At 53.9% G+C, this 17,830-nt stretch carries 14 protein-coding genes; all 14 read right to left on the reverse strand.

Features of this window, described 5'->3' with window-relative positions; all coding sequences use genetic code 11:
* Nucleotides 1-136: 136 nt before the first annotated feature.
* Nucleotides 137-1,561, reverse strand: coding sequence for a type I glutamate--ammonia ligase (glnA, locus tag KQX66_RS35935; protein ID WP_054974711.1), 1,425 nt, complete (start codon nucleotides 1,559-1,561; stop codon nucleotides 137-139).
* Between the two features lie 261 nt (nucleotides 1,562-1,822).
* Entirely contained in the window at nucleotides 1,823-2,869 is a 1,047-nt protein-coding gene (aroF, locus tag KQX66_RS35940) for a 3-deoxy-7-phosphoheptulonate synthase (RefSeq protein WP_090670761.1), read from the reverse strand.
* A 127-nt stretch (nucleotides 2,870-2,996) separates the two neighbouring features.
* Nucleotides 2,997-3,530, reverse strand: a complete 534-nt coding sequence (locus tag KQX66_RS35945; protein ID WP_216798321.1) for a DUF2062 domain-containing protein — start codon at nucleotides 3,528-3,530, stop codon at nucleotides 2,997-2,999.
* 31 nt (nucleotides 3,531-3,561) lie between these two features.
* Nucleotides 3,562-4,515 (reverse strand): 4-hydroxy-3-methylbut-2-enyl diphosphate reductase, encoded by a 954-nt coding sequence (locus KQX66_RS35950; protein ID WP_216798322.1) that lies wholly within the window; start codon nucleotides 4,513-4,515, stop codon nucleotides 3,562-3,564.
* Between the two features lie 37 nt (nucleotides 4,516-4,552).
* Nucleotides 4,553-6,067: a sensor histidine kinase gene (locus KQX66_RS35955; protein WP_216798323.1), complete on the reverse strand. Its 1,515-nt coding sequence runs from the start codon at nucleotides 6,065-6,067 to the stop codon at nucleotides 4,553-4,555.
* Nucleotide 6,068: 1 nt separating this feature from the next.
* Entirely contained in the window at nucleotides 6,069-6,761 is a 693-nt protein-coding gene (locus KQX66_RS35960) for a response regulator transcription factor (RefSeq protein ID WP_216798324.1), read from the reverse strand.
* Nucleotides 6,762-6,875: 114 nt separating this feature from the next.
* Nucleotides 6,876-8,465: a S1C family serine protease gene (locus tag KQX66_RS35965; RefSeq protein ID WP_216798325.1), complete on the reverse strand. Its 1,590-nt coding sequence runs from the start codon at nucleotides 8,463-8,465 to the stop codon at nucleotides 6,876-6,878.
* Nucleotides 8,466-9,256: 791 nt separating this feature from the next.
* A complete protein-coding gene (locus KQX66_RS35970) occupies nucleotides 9,257-9,670 on the reverse strand; it encodes a YugN family protein (RefSeq protein ID WP_216798326.1) in 414 nt (137 codons plus the stop codon).
* Nucleotides 9,671-10,142: 472 nt separating this feature from the next.
* On the reverse strand, nucleotides 10,143-11,027 hold the full coding sequence (gene opp4C / locus KQX66_RS35975) for an oligopeptide ABC transporter permease (RefSeq protein ID WP_216798327.1): 885 nt from the start codon (nucleotides 11,025-11,027) through the stop codon (nucleotides 10,143-10,145).
* Nucleotides 11,028-11,030: 3 nt separating this feature from the next.
* Complete coding sequence (locus tag KQX66_RS35980) at nucleotides 11,031-12,002, reverse strand: ABC transporter permease (protein ID WP_216798328.1); 972 nt, start codon at nucleotides 12,000-12,002, stop codon at nucleotides 11,031-11,033.
* Between the two features lie 54 nt (nucleotides 12,003-12,056).
* The gene (locus tag KQX66_RS35985; protein WP_216798329.1) at nucleotides 12,057-13,721 is read right to left on the reverse strand and encodes a peptide-binding protein; all 1,665 of its coding nucleotides are present in this window, start codon (nucleotides 13,719-13,721) and stop codon (nucleotides 12,057-12,059) included.
* Nucleotides 13,722-13,761: 40 nt separating this feature from the next.
* Nucleotides 13,762-14,718, reverse strand: coding sequence for an ABC transporter ATP-binding protein (locus KQX66_RS35990; RefSeq protein WP_216798330.1), 957 nt, complete (start codon nucleotides 14,716-14,718; stop codon nucleotides 13,762-13,764).
* 28 nt (nucleotides 14,719-14,746) lie between these two features.
* Nucleotides 14,747-15,709, reverse strand: coding sequence for an ABC transporter ATP-binding protein (locus KQX66_RS35995; RefSeq protein WP_216798331.1), 963 nt, complete (start codon nucleotides 15,707-15,709; stop codon nucleotides 14,747-14,749).
* A gap of 251 nt (nucleotides 15,710-15,960) precedes the next feature.
* The gene (locus tag KQX66_RS36000) at nucleotides 15,961-17,661 is read right to left on the reverse strand and encodes a M3 family oligoendopeptidase (RefSeq protein ID WP_216798332.1); all 1,701 of its coding nucleotides are present in this window, start codon (nucleotides 17,659-17,661) and stop codon (nucleotides 15,961-15,963) included.
* Nucleotides 17,662-17,830: the final 169 nt, after the last annotated feature.

Genomic DNA, 17,830 nt, shown 5'->3' on the forward strand with positions numbered 1-17,830 from the left:
CTAACAGTTCCTACTGCCAAGCCTGTAGCGGACTTTCACCGCCTAGTTATCGCCCATGCCGGGCGCACGCAAAAAAGAAGCTCCCTGCCTGAGGCAAGGAGCTTCTTCGTTCGAATCTATGCAATAAGGCCGAGGCTTACAGATCGAAGTACAAGGAGTACTCGTGCGGATGAATGCGGATCGATACCGCTTTGGCTTCATCACGCTTCAGCGCAACGTAGTTGTCGATGAAGTCTTTGGAGAACACGCCGCCTTCGGTCAGGAACTCGTAGTCCGCTTCCAGAGCGTCGAGCGCTTCGTCCAGCGTACCCGGTACACTGCGGATTTCTTTCTTCTCTTCTTCCGGCAGCTCGTAGATGTTCTTGTCGAGCGGGCCGTAGCCGAGTGCGCTCGGATCGATTTTTTTCTTGATGCCATCCAGACCGGCGAGCAGCATAGCTGCGAACGCGAGGTACGGGTTAGCCGTGGAGTCCGGCGTACGGAACTCGATGCGGCAGCCTTTCGGCGTTACGGCAGCAACCGGAATACGAACGGCTGCGGAACGGTTGCCCTTGGAGAACACGAGGTTAACCGGCGCTTCGTAGCCAGGAACCAGACGTTTGAACGAGTTCGTGCTCGGGTTGGTCAAAGCGATCAGCGCCGGAGCATGGTACAAAATACCGCCGATGTAGTGCAGCGCCATTTCACTCAGGTTGGCGTAGCCGCCTTTTTCATAGAACAGCGGAGTGTCGCCGTTGAAGATCGATTGGTGAACGTGCATTCCGCTGCCGTTGTCGCCAAACAGCGGCTTCGGCATGAAGGTCGCCACTTTACCGTATTGACGGGCGGTGTTTTGCACGATGTATTTATATTTCATCAGGTTGTCGGCTGTTTTGGTCAGCGTGTCGAAACGGAAGTTGATCTCGCCTTGGCCTGCGGTAGCCACCTCATGGTGATGGCGCTCGATGCGGAGGCCGGATTCGATCAGCAGTCGACACATTTCACTGCGGATGTCTTGCTGCGTATCCGTAGGACCAACCGGGACATAGCCGCCTTTGTGGCCGACTTTGAAGCCCAAGTTGCCGCCTTCTTCCTTGCGGTTCGTGTTCCAGTGCGCTTCTTCGGAATCTACGAAGTAAGAAGAAGAGTTTTGCTTGCTTTCGAAGCGAACTTCGTCGAAGATGAAAAATTCGGATTCCGGGGCGAAGAATGCAGTCGTACCTACACCGGACGTTTGCAAATATTCTTCAGCCTTCTGGGCGATGCTGCGCGGATCGCGCTCGTAGCGTTCGCCGTCAGGCGTATGGATGTTACTCATGATAACCAGCGTCGGATGAGCGGTGAACGGATCGATGTAGCTGGTCTCCGTGTCCGGCATCATAACCATGTCGGACTCTTCAATGCCTCTGAAACCGGGGATGGAAGAACCGTCGAACGCTACGCCGTTCACGAAAGTTTCTTCTTCTACCTCGGATGCCGGTAAAGAAATGTGATGTGCTCTGCCGTTCAGATCGACAAAACGGAAATCTACCCACTCGATGCCTTTTTCCTTGATGGTGTTTAATACGTTTTGTACTGACATTGACTCGCCAACCTCCTAATTTCCGAACATTTTCATCATTTTGTTCGCTCATTGTTCAAGTTTTCGTTGATCATGGACTTATTATAAATCGACATCGTAATAATCGTCAATACTTATGTCAGGTATTTTTTACGAGAGTGTAAGGTATGCTTACACAGGGTCGGATTTTGTCACAAATTGGACAAGAAAAAGGCTTGATTTCCTGAAAAACAGGAGAACCAAGCCTCTTCCGATAAAGAACCTACCTTAAAAATACGATCATTACCGCGCCAAAACCGCTTCTTTCTTCGTGTCGAACCGTTTTCCGCAAAGCGGCGCCAATTGCTCCAAATCTAACATGAGTTTGGCGAATTGGTCCGGGAACAGCGATTGCACGCCGTCTCCGGTCATCGAGTTGTCGGGGTCCGTGTGCATTTCGACGATCAGACCGTTCGCCCCGGCAGCAACGGAAGCTTTACACATCGGCTCCACCAGCTCGCGGCGCCCCGTGCCGTGGCTTGGGTCCGAAATGACCGGCAAATGGCTGAGCGTCTGCAGCGCCGGAATGGCCGCCAGGTCAAGCGTGTTTCTCGTGTAAGGTTCGAATGTTCGGATTCCGCGTTCGCAGAGCATGACGTTCGGATTGCCGCCCGCCAAAATGTATTCCGCCGCATTCAAAAATTCGTCGTACGTCGAACTGAAGCCGCGCTTGAGGAGCACCGGCGTTTGAATCGTGCCGAGCTTGCGGAGCAGATCGAAATTCTGCATGTTCCGGGTGCCGACCTGCAAAATATCGGCGTACTCGGCGCACACGTCGACGTACTCCGGCGTCATCACTTCCGTGATGGTCAGCAGTCCGTGCTTTTTGCCGGCTTCCGCCATCATCACCAATCCCTCGACACCGACGCCCTGGAAGCTGTAAGGGCCGGTTCTCGGCTTAAAGGCACCGCCGCGCAGCACCTGAGCGCCGGAGGCTTTGACCAGCCGGGCGATTTCATCGATTTGCTCCGGTGACTCGACGGCGCAAGGTCCGCCCATGATGACCAATTCGTCGCCGCCGATCGATACGTCGCCGATTCGGATCACCGTATTGTCCGGGTGAAAATCACGGCTTGCCAGTTTATACGATTTGGAGATTTTGACGACCTGTTCTACGCCGGACAACTGGCGAAGCTGCTCGGCCAGTGCCGGGCTCGCTTTGCCTATAATGCCGACGACCGTCCGGTCTACGCCTTTGGATACATGAGCCGTTACCTCGTGCCTCTCGATATGATGAACGATTTCGGCAATGCGCTCTTCGGTAATTTTGTTGGATAAAATAACGATCATGACAATCCACGCTCCCCAAGGATATGTTCGTACTTAGACGCTTCGACGCTTATACGCTTTTAAGTGTTAAAGTAACTATACAACGAGGAGCCGCTCCTCGTCAAGATCGAAGCAAATAAATATTTCTTCAGCCTTCGGACCCCGAGGAGAGCAGCACCTGTTCCTTGCGCCTTCTCCGCTTTTCCTTGCGTTTGCCGTCATACCATTCCAGCAGCCATTTAATCGGATAAAAAACGATAAGCGCCAGAACGGCCCCGTCGATGACCCCGCCGACAAACAGCTTCAAGTTGAACTTGATAAACGTATCGAGCCAATCCGGCAGCACGGACAATAAATGCCCCTTGATGCCGCGCGGAAGCACCCAGCCTCCCACTTGCCGATTCAGGAAGGACATCGGAATGTAAATCACTTTGCCGAATACGAATCCGATCAAAGCCGCGGCCATGCTAGCCCGGAATACGTAGACCAACGGAAAGATCAGAAAAAAAGCAAGCCCCGCCGTAGGCAGGGTAAACATTTCTACAAACAGGCCGACAGAGAAGCCGAGCGCGACGATGACCGGCCCTCCTTTGACTCTTGTCAGCTGCAGATACTTGTATTTAAACCAACGTCCCACATTGCGAAGTTGAAAAGGTTTTTTGCCGGTTGTCTGTTTGCCCATGACTGTATGTCCCTTTCCTTCCGTGAGCAGCCTACTCCGCGCTTGCTTTTTGCTTGGCGACCGGGATTAAGCGGTCCATATTGACCGTGCGCCGCAGCTCCCAGGTCGCGGGATCGGCAGCATCGTATTGTTCCAGATACGCGATGACTTCCTTGGTGATCGGCGTGGGCGTCGAGGCCCCGGAGGTGACGCCTACGCGGCGCACCGGCTTCAGCCACTCGGGGTTCAGCTCGGACAGGTCGGCGATGCGGTACGCCTTGACTCCCGCGATCTCTTCCGACACCTGTGCAAGACGGTTCGAGTTGTTGCTTCGCGGGTCGCCGACGACGATGACGAGATCGGCCTCCTTCGCCTGCTCCGCGACCGCTTCCTGCCTTACTTGGGTGGCAAGGCAAATCTCGTTATGAATTTCCGCTTGCGGGAACCGTTCCAGCAGCCGGTTCATAATGTGCTTGATATCCCACTGGCTCATCGTCGTTTGGTTCGTAATCAGGATACGCTCCGACGCGACATCAAGCTTGTCAATTTCTTCGGTATTCTCGATCAGATGCACGCGATCCGGCGCAACGCCCACGGCGCCTTCCGGCTCGGGATGACCTTTCTTGCCGATATAAATGATCGTATAGCCTTCGGCCGTCTTCTCGCGAATCAAATCGTGCGTCTTCGTCACGTCGGGGCATGTCGCGTCCACGACGGTCAAGCCCTTGTCGCGTGCTTTGCGGCGAACCTCCGGCGATACCCCGTGGGCGGTGAAAATCACCGTGCCCTTGTCCACCTGTTCCAAAATTTCCAGACGGTTCGGGCCATCGAGCGTAATGACGCCTTCCTTTTCAAAATAGTCGGTGACATGCGCATTGTGCACGATCATGCCTAAAATATATATAGGTCTCGGCAGATCCAAATTTTTGGCGGTCTGCATCGCCAGCGCCATCGCGTCCACGACGCCGTAGCAATAGCCGCGGGGAGATATTTTGATAACGTCCATGCTGCACCTGCCTGTCGAATTTTCGCTTATTCCTTCATTATACCTGATTCCTCGGCCGGAGGGAATTATCCCGGGCTTGCGGCGTCTTGCTGCTTAATTCGGCTGAGATCGGCAACCAGATGATGAAGGTTGTTCCCTCGTCTTTCCGCGTCTTCACTTCAACGGAGCCCTGATGCTCGTCAATAATCCATTTGGCGATGGACAGGCCCAGCCCCGTTCCGGACTTGCGGCCCCGCGACGGGTCCGCCCGGTAGAACCGCTCGAAAATATGCGGAATCTCGGATTTGTCCATCCCGATGCCCGTATCCTCGATCCGGATTCCGATCTGTCCGCCGTGCCGCATCGTATCGAGCCGGACATAGCCCTGTTCGGTATACTTGAACGCATTTTCAAGAAAAATGAACAGCAGCTGTCTTAAATAATCTTCGTTGCCGTAGACGTATACACCCTCGGCGTCCTTCGTCTGACCGACGATCCATTCGGCTGTTTTCGGAAGCAGCTGCGCTTTCCGCGCGATCTCATCGAGCAGCGGCTGCAGCTCGACTTCGCCCTTGGTCATCTGGAACCCGGCATCGGCGCGGGCCAGCGACAGCAGGTCGTTCACGAGCCGCGACATGCGCTCCGCTTCGCCGGAAATATCGTGCATCGCCTCCAGTGTCAGCTCCATCTTCGCATCGTCCTGCTTACCGGAGGTGAGCGCCGTTTGTTTCCACATTTTTTCCAGAAGCTCCATGTTGCCGCGTATTGTCGTCAGAGGGGTGCGCAGCTCGTGCGACGCATCCGACACGAACCGGCGCTGCGCGCCGTAGGCTTCTTCCAGCTCGGTGTAAGCGTTCTGCAGCCGCCCGAGCATGCCGTTAATCGTCTGCGTCAGCTCGCCGATCTCATCGTTCGGACCGGTGTATTCGATCCGCTTGTCGAGGTCGACCCCTTTTTCGATCCGGTTCGTCGCCGCAATAACCTGCTCGATCGGCCGAAGCGCCTTGCGCGCGAGAAACCAGCCGACCGAAGCGGCGATCAGCACGCTGATCAGCCCGATCACCGTCAAAACCAGGCGCAAAAGCGCCAGCAAGCTCTCGTATTGCTCTATCGAATAAGCCGCCTGCATAATCCCCAATAAGTTGCCGGTATACTGCTGAACGAGCGGCACATAATACACCATGAACGAGTAGCCCTGGATGCTCACTCTCTCGAATTGACACTGGTCTTTCAGTATGCATTGAATCTTCTCGTCGTTCAATTCGGGAATTTTGATCCCCGTCTGTTCTGCATCGGGCAACTCGACGACCTGTCTCGTACTCAAACTTGTCACTTGGTAAAAGACGTTGTTCGTTTTCGGCAAGTCGCGAATATTCGGAATCAGAACGTATTCCCCGTTTATGATCTGAGGCTTGATGCGGGAGGCTACGCCCCCGGCTTGCTGCTGGATTTCGGACTTTAAGTTATCGTAGTAAAAAAAATGCAAAAACAAGTAAAGTCCCAGCCCCAGCAGCAGCAGCGTTGCGGATAATATCGCCGTATACCAAAGGGTCAGGCGCAAGCGGATGGACATGTCAGCCTTCCCCTCTCAACACATAACCGGCGCCGCGAACGGTCTGAATCATCCGTTTGTGCCCATGCTCCTCCGTTTTTTGCCGTAAGAGAGCGATATAAACCTCCAGCACGTTCGATTCACCGCTGTAATCGTAGCCCCAAATTTTCTCCATAATAATATCCCGCGAAAGCACCCTTCTCGGATTCTGCAAAAACAGGTGCAGCAGCTCGAATTCCTTGGTCGTCAGCTCGATGAGCTGCCCGCCGCGGTACACCTCGCGCGTATCCAGATCCATAAAGATGTCCTGGTACTGCAGCTTGTTGGAAGGCTGCTCCGTCTTGTCGGCCGCTTTGCGGCGCAACAAAACGCGCACCCGCGCAAGCAGCTCCTCCAATGCAAACGGCTTCACAAGATAATCGTCTGCACCGAGATCGAGTCCCTTCACCCGGTCGGACACCTCGTCTTTGGCTGTTAGCATGAGCACCGGCACGTCCGAGCCGCCTTCGCGGATACGACGCACGACCTCCCAGCCGTCGAGCTGCGGCATCATCACATCCAGAACGACCGTATCCGGCTCGTTCTCAAGAATTTGCTTTAGCCCGTCCATCCCGTGGTTCGCCGTAAAGACGGTATACCCTTCAAACGCCAAGCTCCGGCGCAGCATGGACGTAATTTTCTCGTCGTCGTCAATCACTAGTATCTTCTCTCTCATAAAATCATATCCACCCGCCCTTCCTATTTCCATTGTACCAAAATAATGAGGTTTGCAAAAAAAAGAAGCGGAGCTTTCGCATTCTTCCGCTCTGCTTCTTTTTTCATTATCGCATTATTGCTGCTTCTGTGAGTCGATCGTGTTGCGATCGCCGATGGTTACATCGATGTTGAGCTTTTTGCCGTCACGCATGACGCCAATCGTTGCTTTATCGCCGACTTTTAATTTTTTGATGCCCGTGCTGACGTCGTTAGTGCTTTTAACCTTAGCTCCGTTGACCTCGGTGATCACGTCGTAAGGACGGATACCTGCTTTGAAAGCTGGGCTTTTGCGGTCGACTTGATCGACCAAGGCCCCGTCGGTATTTTCAAGCTTCAGTTCGGAAACCCAGTCCTTGTCAATCGGTTTCATCGTTATGCCGATGTACGGAACCGGCTCTTTCGGAATTTTCACGTTGTTTTTCAGGTTATCCAGCACCGCGGATATCGTGCTTGTAGGAATCGCGAAGCCGATGCCCTGCGCTTGCGCACTGACAGCCGTATTGATGCCGATAACCTCGCCGTTCAGATTCAGCAGCGGACCGCCGGAGTTCCCCGGGTTGATCGAAGCGTCGGTCTGCAGCAAATGCTTGTATTGACGCGTACCGTTCTTATCCGGGATATCGATCGGACGTTCTTTGGCGCTCAGCACCCCGACGGTTACCGTATGGTCGAAGCCGTACGGGTTCCCGATGGCCACAACCCAGTCGCCCACGTTCAAGTTGTCTGCACTGCCGATCGGGAGCGTCGGGAATTCTTCGCCGTTTTGCGGCTCGATCTTCAGTGCGGCCAAATCAAGATTGTAGTCGTTGCCAAGCAATTTGGCTTTGTACGGTTGATCTTTGCCTTGCAGGTACACGTTGATTTCGTCCGCGCCGTCAATTACGTGTTCGTTGGTCAAGATGTAGCCGGTCTTCTCGAAAATAAAACCGGTCCCCATCCCGCCGGGCTGCAATTGGCCGTCGTTACTTTTCGGCTGCTGTTGACTACCGCCGAAATCGTCGCCGAAAAATTGGCGGAAGAACGGGTCGTCATACAACGGATTACCGGAACGTCCGGTGCTTTTCGCCTTGACTTTCGTCTCGATCTTGACGACCGCCGGACTTGCCTGCTGCACAATCCCCGAAATATTGGTCGGACGTGCCAGATCGAGCGAAGAAGGCTTCACGCTTCCGCTATTGTTTGCCGGCGGTGCGGCCGCCGAGCTCTGGTTGCTGTTTCCGGCCATAATGCCTTGAGCGCCGGTGAACAGGTTCATTTTGTCCGAAGCGAACATCAGCGTACCGACCACCACCACGCCAGCCATAAATGCGGCGAACATACTGCGGAATCCGCTCGACTTCTTCGGTGCCGCGCCGAGCTGCCAATTCCCCATCGGGCCTTGCTGCTGCTCTCCGGAGTTAAAACCGTACGAGCGCAGCGGCTTCGGCGGCGTTACTTCCACTGGAGCGGAGCCTTGACTGTCGCTGACCGTCGTGTCCGAAGTACCGGATTTGTAAGGACCGTAGGAAAAGTAATGAGAGTTTTGCTCACGGCTCGCTGCCGCTTCCTCTCCTTCAGGTGTTTGCCGGTTATCCCCGTCAGACTCGCTATGCTTCAACTCGTCGTTCGGGCGACGATAAAGATCGTTTACGTTGTTGTTATTATTGTTATTGTTGTGATCCATCAGAAAAACCTCCATTCGTATAAGGCTTCAGGATGATTGCTTTCTAGCCTTGCTGTTCTTGTCTTTATATTGCACGCGCAACCTTAAAGAAACCTTAAAGAAAAATAAAATGGAGGTAAAATAAGAGAGAGCAACCCCCTATCCTCCTTAGTAAGGGGGACCCCAGGAGCTGCGCCCCTGGACCCGCAAGTTGGTCTGGGGAGTGAGTGTGCCGTATTTTTGTTACTATAGATGAAGGAACGCGTTTATCCGGCGAGCCACGGCTCGCCGGATACGCTTACATTTTGGCGCGGCAAAGTCCCGCTCAGCCGTGCGCTGACTCAAAGCGAGGACGGGCCTCGACCGCCGTCAGGCTGGTCGGGACCGGACAGTCGCGATCCTTGCTCGGCGTATCGCTAGTGCTGGTGCGCCGCAGGGAAGCGAGGACGACCGCTGCCTGCCGTCAGGCCAGGCGCGGGCGAACAGTCGCGGTCCTTGCATCGATGTACCGCTAATGCTGGTGCGCCGCAGGGAAGCGAGGACGACCGCTGCCTGCCGTCAGGCCAGGCGCGGGCGGACAGTCGCGGTCCTTGCACCGACGTACCGCTAATGCTGGTGCGCCGCATGGAAGCGAGGACGCGACTCGACCGCCGTCAGGCTGGTCGGTAGCGGACAGTCGCGGTCCTTGCACAGCGATCCGATTATGGCGACGCTCCCCCACCGCCGACAACCTTTCGTCGTCCAGGGGGCGAAACCCCTGGGGTCCCCCTTACTAAGGGGGATTTAGGGGGTTGATCACCTTTAGGGGGTTGTCACCTCGGATACCCTCTCTCAATCTCCCGCAGCAGCGAAGCCGCCCGGTCCACCCACTTGTCCTCCACGGTGCCGTCTTTATCGAGCGGCTCCTGAAACTGATCCATTAACGCTCCATAGGTCCGTGCATGGGCCTCTTGATCCAGCCCCTCGTTATAAACATGCTTGAGCACGAACGGGGTACCGATTCGGACGATGGCGTCAGTCGATTCCGTATCGCCGTCCAGTACGCCGCGCGTAACTTCAAACGGAATGCGCAGCCACACTTTATGTCCCTCATCCAAATAGCGGTCAAAGGAACCGTGCTCATAATCCCAGTTACCGCCCAAAGCGAATTCATGCTCATGCAAATAGCTTCGCACTTGCTCGAAAGGCTCTTCCCGCCCTTGCAAAGTCGAGTCTAAAGGAATCATCGGTATCTCCTCCAAAATAATGATCACAGCAACAAAATCACGCTTAGCATGCACCCGGCCAAGTAAAATTATGCCCATCAAGGATTCATACGGCAAAAGAACGCCGTCAGCATCATCATGAAAGTCTTTGTCAACATTTCGTTCGACGCCATGATCTTTTTCTTCTTTGGCTTTGCATGATGTGCAACTTTATATTGAATTTTTTTCCATTAAATATTATAATATAGGTAAACTCACAATAAATTAACTCTATTTGTACCAAAGTGTAATATTTATATTACAATTCACCAAAGAACTTATCCCGGATTTCAGCAGAAATCCCTTAACTTGTTGAATCCCATTGCGCTAAGTCTTATCGCGTGGTGATCCCTTAAACTGCCCCATCACCGTAACCGTGCAATCGTTCTTTAACTAAAAAAAGAGCCATTCCATTCGATAATGGAAGGGCCCTCTCGTTGTTTCCAAAACATTATCATTTCGAATCGAAGGCGCTGCGCAATCCGTCGCCGATGAAATTGAAGCACATGATCGTCAGGAAGATCATAAAGCCGGGGATGAACGGATACCAAGGCGCATTGTTCAAAATCGTCAAGCTTTGAGCGCTTTGCAGCAAATTCCCCCAGCTCGCGGTAGGCGGCTGAATCCCCAGACCGAGGAAGCTGAGGCTGGACTCCGTCAAAATCATGCTGCCCATCTGCAATGTCGCAGAGACAATGATCGGAGCGATGGCATTAGGCAAAATATGCACGAAAATAATCCGGAAATCCGACATGCCGATGGTCCGCGCCGCATCGACGAACTCGCGGTTTTTGACCGAAAGAATTTGCCCTCGCAGCAGCCTCGCCTTGGACATCCAACCGAAGGCGACGAACACGACGATAATATTGAATAAGCTCGGCTTCAGGACGGTAACGACCGTGATCAGAACGAAAAAGCTCGGAAAGGCCAGCAAAATATCGACAATCCGCATCAGAAAGCCGTCGACTTTTCCACCGTAATAACCAGCTAGCGAGCCTACGGTAATTCCGATCAGCAGGTTAAGGATAACGGAAAAAATCGCGACGGAAAGCGATACCCGGGCGCCGTAAAGGACCCGGCTGAACAAATCCCGTCCTAAATCGTCAGTCCCGAACCAGTGCTCGGAGCTCGGCGGTTTCAAGCGGCTCATCAGGTCCTGCTCCGCGGGATCGTGGAGTGCAATGACGGGCGCAAACAATGCGAGTAGAATAAGTACCGCCATAATCCAGAGGCTGACAAAGGCCAGCCGGTTAGCCTTGAATCGTTCCCAAGCCCGATGTTTCGGTTTGGCGGCGGCCGCAGGAAGCTGGGCCTTATTCGTAGTTACGGCTTCATTCATGGATTATACCTTCGCCTCGCTTTTGCTGTAGCTGACCCGGGGATCCAGGATCGCATAAGATAGGTCGGCCAATATGCTGCCGATGACATAGAGAAAAGCTGTCATTGTCGTAACGGCGAAGATGACCGGATAATCCCTCTGGAAAGCCGCTTCCGTGAACAGCCGGCCGATTCCGGGAATGCTGAAGATCGTCTCGACAATAACGGAGCCCGCGAAGAAACCGGGCAGCGATAGCCCGAACAGCGTTGCCAGCGGAATTAGCCCGTTGCGCAAGCCGTGCACGGTCAATATCCGTCCGCCCCGCAGTCCCTTGGCTTTGGCCGTGCGCATGTAATCCTGATTGATAACTTCCAGCATGCTGGAGCGAACATACCGGATCCAGACCGCCACTTCGGAGCACGCAATCGTAAATACCGGCAAAATCAGGTGAAGCACCCGGTCCCCGAAGCCGGACGGCGCATTGATCGTCTGCAAGCCGCCCGACGGCAACCAGCCGAGCCGCACGGCGAAGAACATCATCAACAGGAGGCCGAGCCAAAACCCGGGCAGCGAAATGCCGACGAACGTAATGCCGGACACGACCTGATCGAGACGCGAATTCGCTTTAACCGCGCACAAAATGCCAAGAGGAATCGCTATGGCCATGGCCAGAGCAAAGCTTGTGACCGTCAGCAGCAAGGTATTCGGCAGCCGGTCCCAGATCAATTCCGTGACCGGCTGGCTTTTTTGAAACGAAGTGCCGAAATCCCCTTGTGCCAGGTCGCTGATCCATTTCCAATACTGAATATATAACGGTTGATCCAAGCCGTAAGCTTTGATCATATTCTCTTTATCGATGGCCTTGATCGTCGGATCGTCGACGTACTGGGAGATCGGACTGCCCGGAGCCATATGGATAATGAGAAAAGAAATGATCGTAATGCCGATCAGAATCGGAATGGCGTTCAGCAAACGCCGAAGGGCATATCGGGCCACCGGATGTCACTCTTCTTTCATCATAATTTCGTTCGTAGCGATTAGCAGCTTTTCTTATTTCGTGAAATACCACTTTTCGACTTCCTTCAGAGCGTCGCGGTTCGGATTAAAGCCTTCGAGATTAGATGGATAAGCCATTGTGGCGGTCGGCGAATAAATGAACGTATACGGCTGGTCTTCCGCAATCAAAGCGTCGATTTTGGCCAGCAGTTCTTTCCGTTTGTTCATATCGAACGTGTTCAAGTCTTCATCAATCAGCTTGTCAACCTCGGGATTTTTATAAGAAATATAGTTCGATCCCGTCTCCATCGCCGTGGAGTGCCAAATGCCTTGCGGGTTCGGGTCTCCCGAGATGCTCCAGCCATGGATGAGAGCAACGAAGTTTTTACCTGTCCAGTTTTTCGTGAAGGCAGAGCCTTCCACAATCCGGGGCTGAACGCTGATGCCTACTTTTTTCAACTGCTGCTGAACAACCGTCAGCGCCTTCTCACGGACCTTGTTTCCTTGAATCGTTTGCATTTCAAACTCGAACTTTTGACCGTTTTTCTCCAAAATGCCGTCACCGTCCGTATCTTTCCAGCCTGCATCGGCCAAAATCTTTTTCGCCTTTTCCGGATCGTACGGGAATTTCGGCACATTATCCGTGAACGACCAGTAGGAAGGAGACGTTTGGCTGTGTACGATCTTTCCTTGTCCTTCGACGATGTTGTCTACGATCCCTTGACGATCCAGCGCCATTGTGAGCGCTTGACGCACCGCTTTATCCTGGAATAACGGATTTGTCAAGTTCCAAGCGGCAAAGATATAGGAACCAGTACCAATCCCTTTTTGCAGCTTGATTTTGCCCGACGTTTTGGCAAACTGCTCGATGGCTTGCAAATTGTCGGCCGGTACCGCAACGACGTTAATTTCTCCCGTTTGCAACTGCGCCATCATGGCGTTGGCATCGGGAACGATCTTCGCCGTTATTTTCTCAATGGCCGGCTTGCCGCCGAAATAGCTGTCGTTGCGCACGAAGCGCAGATATTGGCCTTGCTTCCACTCTTCCAGCTTATAAGGACCGGACCCTACAGGCTGCTTGAAGAATGGGGATTTGTCCATATCTTTTACGGCAACATCCTTCAGCAAATGCTGAGGCAAAATATTATAAATCAGCATATCGATGTATCCGGCATGCGGCTCTTTGAACGTAAATTTAACGGTCGTATCATCCGCTTTCTCGACTTTCGCCAGCTTCTCGAACGTCCCTTTGCGCGGGCCTTTGTAATCCGGATTAAGCGGGATGTTATATGTAAACACCACATCGTCGACTGTTACCGGCTTGCCGTCGCTAAACTTGGCATCGTTGCGGATTTTAATCGTCATTTCCTTCTTATCTTGCGAGAACTGAGGTTGTCCGGCCGCCAGATCGGGAACGATTTCCTGTTTGTCATTGAAGTCGTACAACGAACTGAACACCAAATCGATCACTTCACTGGATACCGTGGTGGTTGCCCAAAAACGGATAAATCCTTGCGGATCCAGCAAATAAGCCGTATTGATTTCGCCGCCGTCTACCTTTTCTTTTTTGCCGCTGTTAGCTGCCGCCCCATCGGCCGGCTTCTCGCTGGTTGCGGGCGTTCCTCCGCCTCCGGACGTGCAGGCGCTGAGCAATAGCGCGGTGGTCATCAACGTGGCAAGAGCGATATTTCCCGCTTTGCCGATTTTTTTGAACAACATGGCAAGTTCCCCTCTCTTTTAGATGCCTTCTGCAGGCTGTTTATACGAAATGGCACGAGGCGTAATGCCCCGGCTCCACTTCACGGAAGACAGGCTTCTCGATCCGGCAGCGCTCCGCAGCATGAGGACACCGCGGATGGAACGCACAGCCCGACGGCGGATTTGCCGCGTTCGGCACTTCTCCGCTTAAGATAATCCGCTCCCGCTTGCCGTCCACATCCGGCTCGGGCACGGACGACAGAAGCGCCTGGGTATACGGATGCTTCGGAGTGCCAAACAACTGGTCCCGGCCGGCCAACTCGACAATTTGACCTAAGTACATCACCGCGACCCGATCGGAGATATGTCGGACGACGCTAAGATTGTGCGAAATAAACAAGTACGACACGTTCGTCCGCGTCTGCAGTTCCTCCAGCAAGTTGACGATCTGCGCCTGGATCGAGACATCGAGCGCCGAGACAGGCTCGTCCGCCACGATAAGCTTCGGACTTAACGCAATGGCGCGGGCAATCGCGATCCGCTGCCGCTGTCCGCCGGAAAATTCATGCGGGTACATGCCGACCGCATGAGCCCTTAGTCCGACCGTATCCAAGAGCTGTTCCGCCCGCTTCATCGCCTCCGACCACTTCAGGCCGCCTTGGACCACAAGCGGCTCAGCAATTGCTTTACCCACCGTGATTCTCGGATTTAACGAGGCATACGGGTCCTGGAAGACGCACTGCATTTCTTTCCGGATCGGCCGCAGCTGCCGCTGATTCCAGTTGCCGATCGAAGTCCCGTTAAACACGATTTCACCTTCGGTCAAATCGAGCAAGCGCAAAACCAACCGGCCGACCGTCGACTTGCCGCAGCCGGATTCGCCTACAATGCCCAGCGTTTCCCCTTTAAATACCGTAAAGCTGACATTGTCAACCGCTTTGACGGCTCCATTTTTCATGCTGCCGCCAATGCCAAAATATTTTTTCAACCCTTTAATCTCCAGAAGCGGAGCCCCCACGTGTCGATCATCTCCCTCTCGATCCGTACTAGATCAAAATGCAGCGAACTTGATGCCCCGCTCCGATGTCCCGCAGCTCAGGCTGCCGGTCCCGGCATTCCGCTTTCGCCATCGGACAGCGCTCGGCAAACCGGCACCCAGATCGAAAAGCACCTGCCGGCGGGACGCTTCCCGGTATCGGGACCAGCCGTTCAATAGCCCCCTGCATGCGTGGCGTCGATTGGAGCAAGCCTTTCGTGTACGGATGTCTGGCATCGGTAAATAGCGTTCTTACGTCTGCCGTCTCAACGATTTGACCGGCATACATGACGATGACGCGCGTAGCCATCTCGGCGACAACGCCCAAGTCATGCGTGATGAACAGCACGGACATGTCGGTCTCGCGAAGCAGCTGCCGGATCAGGTCCAGCACCTGAGCCTGAATCGTCACATCCAAAGCCGTCGTCGGCTCGTCGGCAATTAGCAGCTCCGGCTTGCAGGCCATCGCCATCGCCAGCATGACACGCTGCCGCATGCCGCCCGACAGACGGTGCGGATACTCTTTCCGAATCCGCGAAGGCTCCGGAAATCCGACGCGCCGCAGCCAATCCTCCGCTACTGTAACCGCTTCCGATTTACTTACGCCAAGATGTCGGGTAATCGCTTCGGTCAACTGCTTCCCAATGGTAAGCACCGGATTCAACGAGGTCATCGGCTCCTGGAAGATCATCGCGATTTGACGTCCGCGAACGCCCGACATCTCCCGATTGCTGAGGCCGACCAAATTCCGCCCGCCGAAACGGACTTCACCGCCGGCAATCTCCCCTACCCGGGGAAGCAGCTGCATGATCGACAAGGAAGTCATGCTTTTGCCGCAGCCGGATTCTCCTACGAGCGCGACCACTTCGTTCGTTCCGATTTTAAAATCGATGCCGTCGACAACAGTCAATTCCCTCTTTTTGTCTTTAATTACCGTTTTAAGCGATTTCACTTCCAAAAGTGCCTCAGACAAGGGATCACCTTCACTTCCACATTCATTGTGTCATAAAATTTCACTTCGCTGGAATTATTTCGGATGACAGCATCAAGTCCCATTATGAAGTTAATTGACCAAATTGTCATTAGAAATTTTAAAATTTTACAATTTTTTTTGAATTCTCCTTAAACACCAGTGAATTAAAGCGAAAAAAAAGAGACGAAAATGTAAATTTTTTTCGTCCCTTGGAAAAAATATGGTTCTTTCCTCGAAGCTGCTGTCGAATTCTAGAACTCGCTAATATCCGCCTTCTCCAGCCAAGCGCCGATATCGCCGATCACCGACTCGACCGTACCTTCCGCAAACGGCGAAAGCAGCCCCGCCACCTCCACCAGTTCGCTGAACGAACGGCTGCCGCCTTCCCGGCAAAGCCCGACGTAATCGTCCCAAGCCCGCTTGCTGTCGCTTTGCGCCCGGGACCAGAATTGGAGCGCGCAGATTTGCGCCAGCGTGTAGTCGATATAATAAAACGGCGTGCGGAAAATGTGCCGCTGCTGATACCAGTACCCGCCGCGATTCAGCAAATCGTTCTCCTCCAGAGCCAAATCCGGACGATAGACCGATTCCAGCTCGCGCCACTTGGCTTTGCGCTCCGCCGGGGTCGCTTCCGGGTACTCGTACACGAAATGCTGGAATTCATCGACTGCGGTACCGTAAGGAATGAACAGAATGGCCGCGCTCAAATGCTCATACTTGTATTTGTCCGTATCTTCACGGAAAAACAACTCCATCCAAGGCCAGGCGAAAAACTCCATGCTCATCGAATGGATCTCGCACGCCTCGAGCGTCGGATGGACGTATTCCGGCACCTCATGATGACGGCTCATGTACTGCTGGAACGCATGTCCGGCCTCGTGCGTCAGCACGTCGACATCTCCGCTCGTTCCGTTGAAGTTCGAGAAAATAAAAGGCACCTGCTCCGCTTTAATATACGAGCAGTACCCGCCGACCGCTTTGCCGGTTTTGCTGACGAGATCCATTAGTCCGCGCTCCGTCATCATCCGGAAGAAAGCGTCGGTCTCCGGCGATAGCTCGGCGTACATCCGCTTGGCGTTGTCGACGATCCAATCGGCATCGCCTTTAGGCGTAGGGTTCCCCTTCGGAAAACGATACTTGGCGTCATAGTAAGTTAACCGGTCCACGCCAAGCATACGCCGCTGCTGCTCCCGGATGCGCGAAGCAAGCGGCACCAGATGCTTTCGCACCTGCTCCCGGAACACGGCAACATCGGCCGCATCGTAGTCCGAACGCTTCAGACGGTCGTATCCAAGCTGAACGAAGTTCGGATAGCCAAGCTTCCGGGCGATGCTCGTCCGCACTTGGACGAGTCTGTCGTAGATTTCGTCAAGGGCCGCCTCGTGCTCCGCAAAAAAAGCGTAACCCGCATCTAACGCGCACTTGCGCGTCTCCCGATCGGTAGACAGCGTGTAAGGCGTGAGCTGAGCCAGATTGAGCTCGCGGCCATCAAACGAGATCGAGGCGGAGGCGGTCAGTTTAATATAATCGGAGACAAGCTTGTTCTCCTGCCGCAGCTCCTCAACCACTTCAGGCGCGAATGTCTTCACGGTTCGTTCGGCAATCCGGAACAATTGCTTGCCCCACTTCTCCTCCAGCGCCGCGCGATAAGGAGATCCGGCCAAAGCCGCGTAATACTTCGAGAGGAATCCTTGATATACCGGTGTTTGCTGGTCGAAAAAGTCCTGCTCCGCTTTATAGAACGGGTCGTTCGTATCGATGGTATGCCGGATTCGGGCGATCGCGGCCATCGACTCGAAACGGCTCCGAAGCTCGTTCATCCGGGTCAGAAGAGCCTGCTGCTCCTCCGGCGAACCGGCCTCGGAGAACTGCTGCAGCGATTCGTTCATCTGTTCCGTCAGCTGCTCCATATCCGGGCGTTCGTATACAAAATCCTCGAACTTCCTTGTCATCATCGCTTCATCCCTTTCCACGTCTATCGGCCAGGTAACCGTTAACCTTCGTTAGAAACATAAGGGGGCAGGCCGTTTTTGTCAATATGCGGAAATCGGATAGGAGGCTATCCATGAGTGGGATAGCCGACCTTCCACACCACCGTACGTACCGTTCGGTATACGGCGG

It is taken from the genome of Paenibacillus oleatilyticus, assembly GCF_018998565.1.
GTDB classification, from domain to species: Bacteria; Bacillota; Bacilli; order Paenibacillales; family NBRC-103111; genus Paenibacillus_G; species Paenibacillus_G oleatilyticus.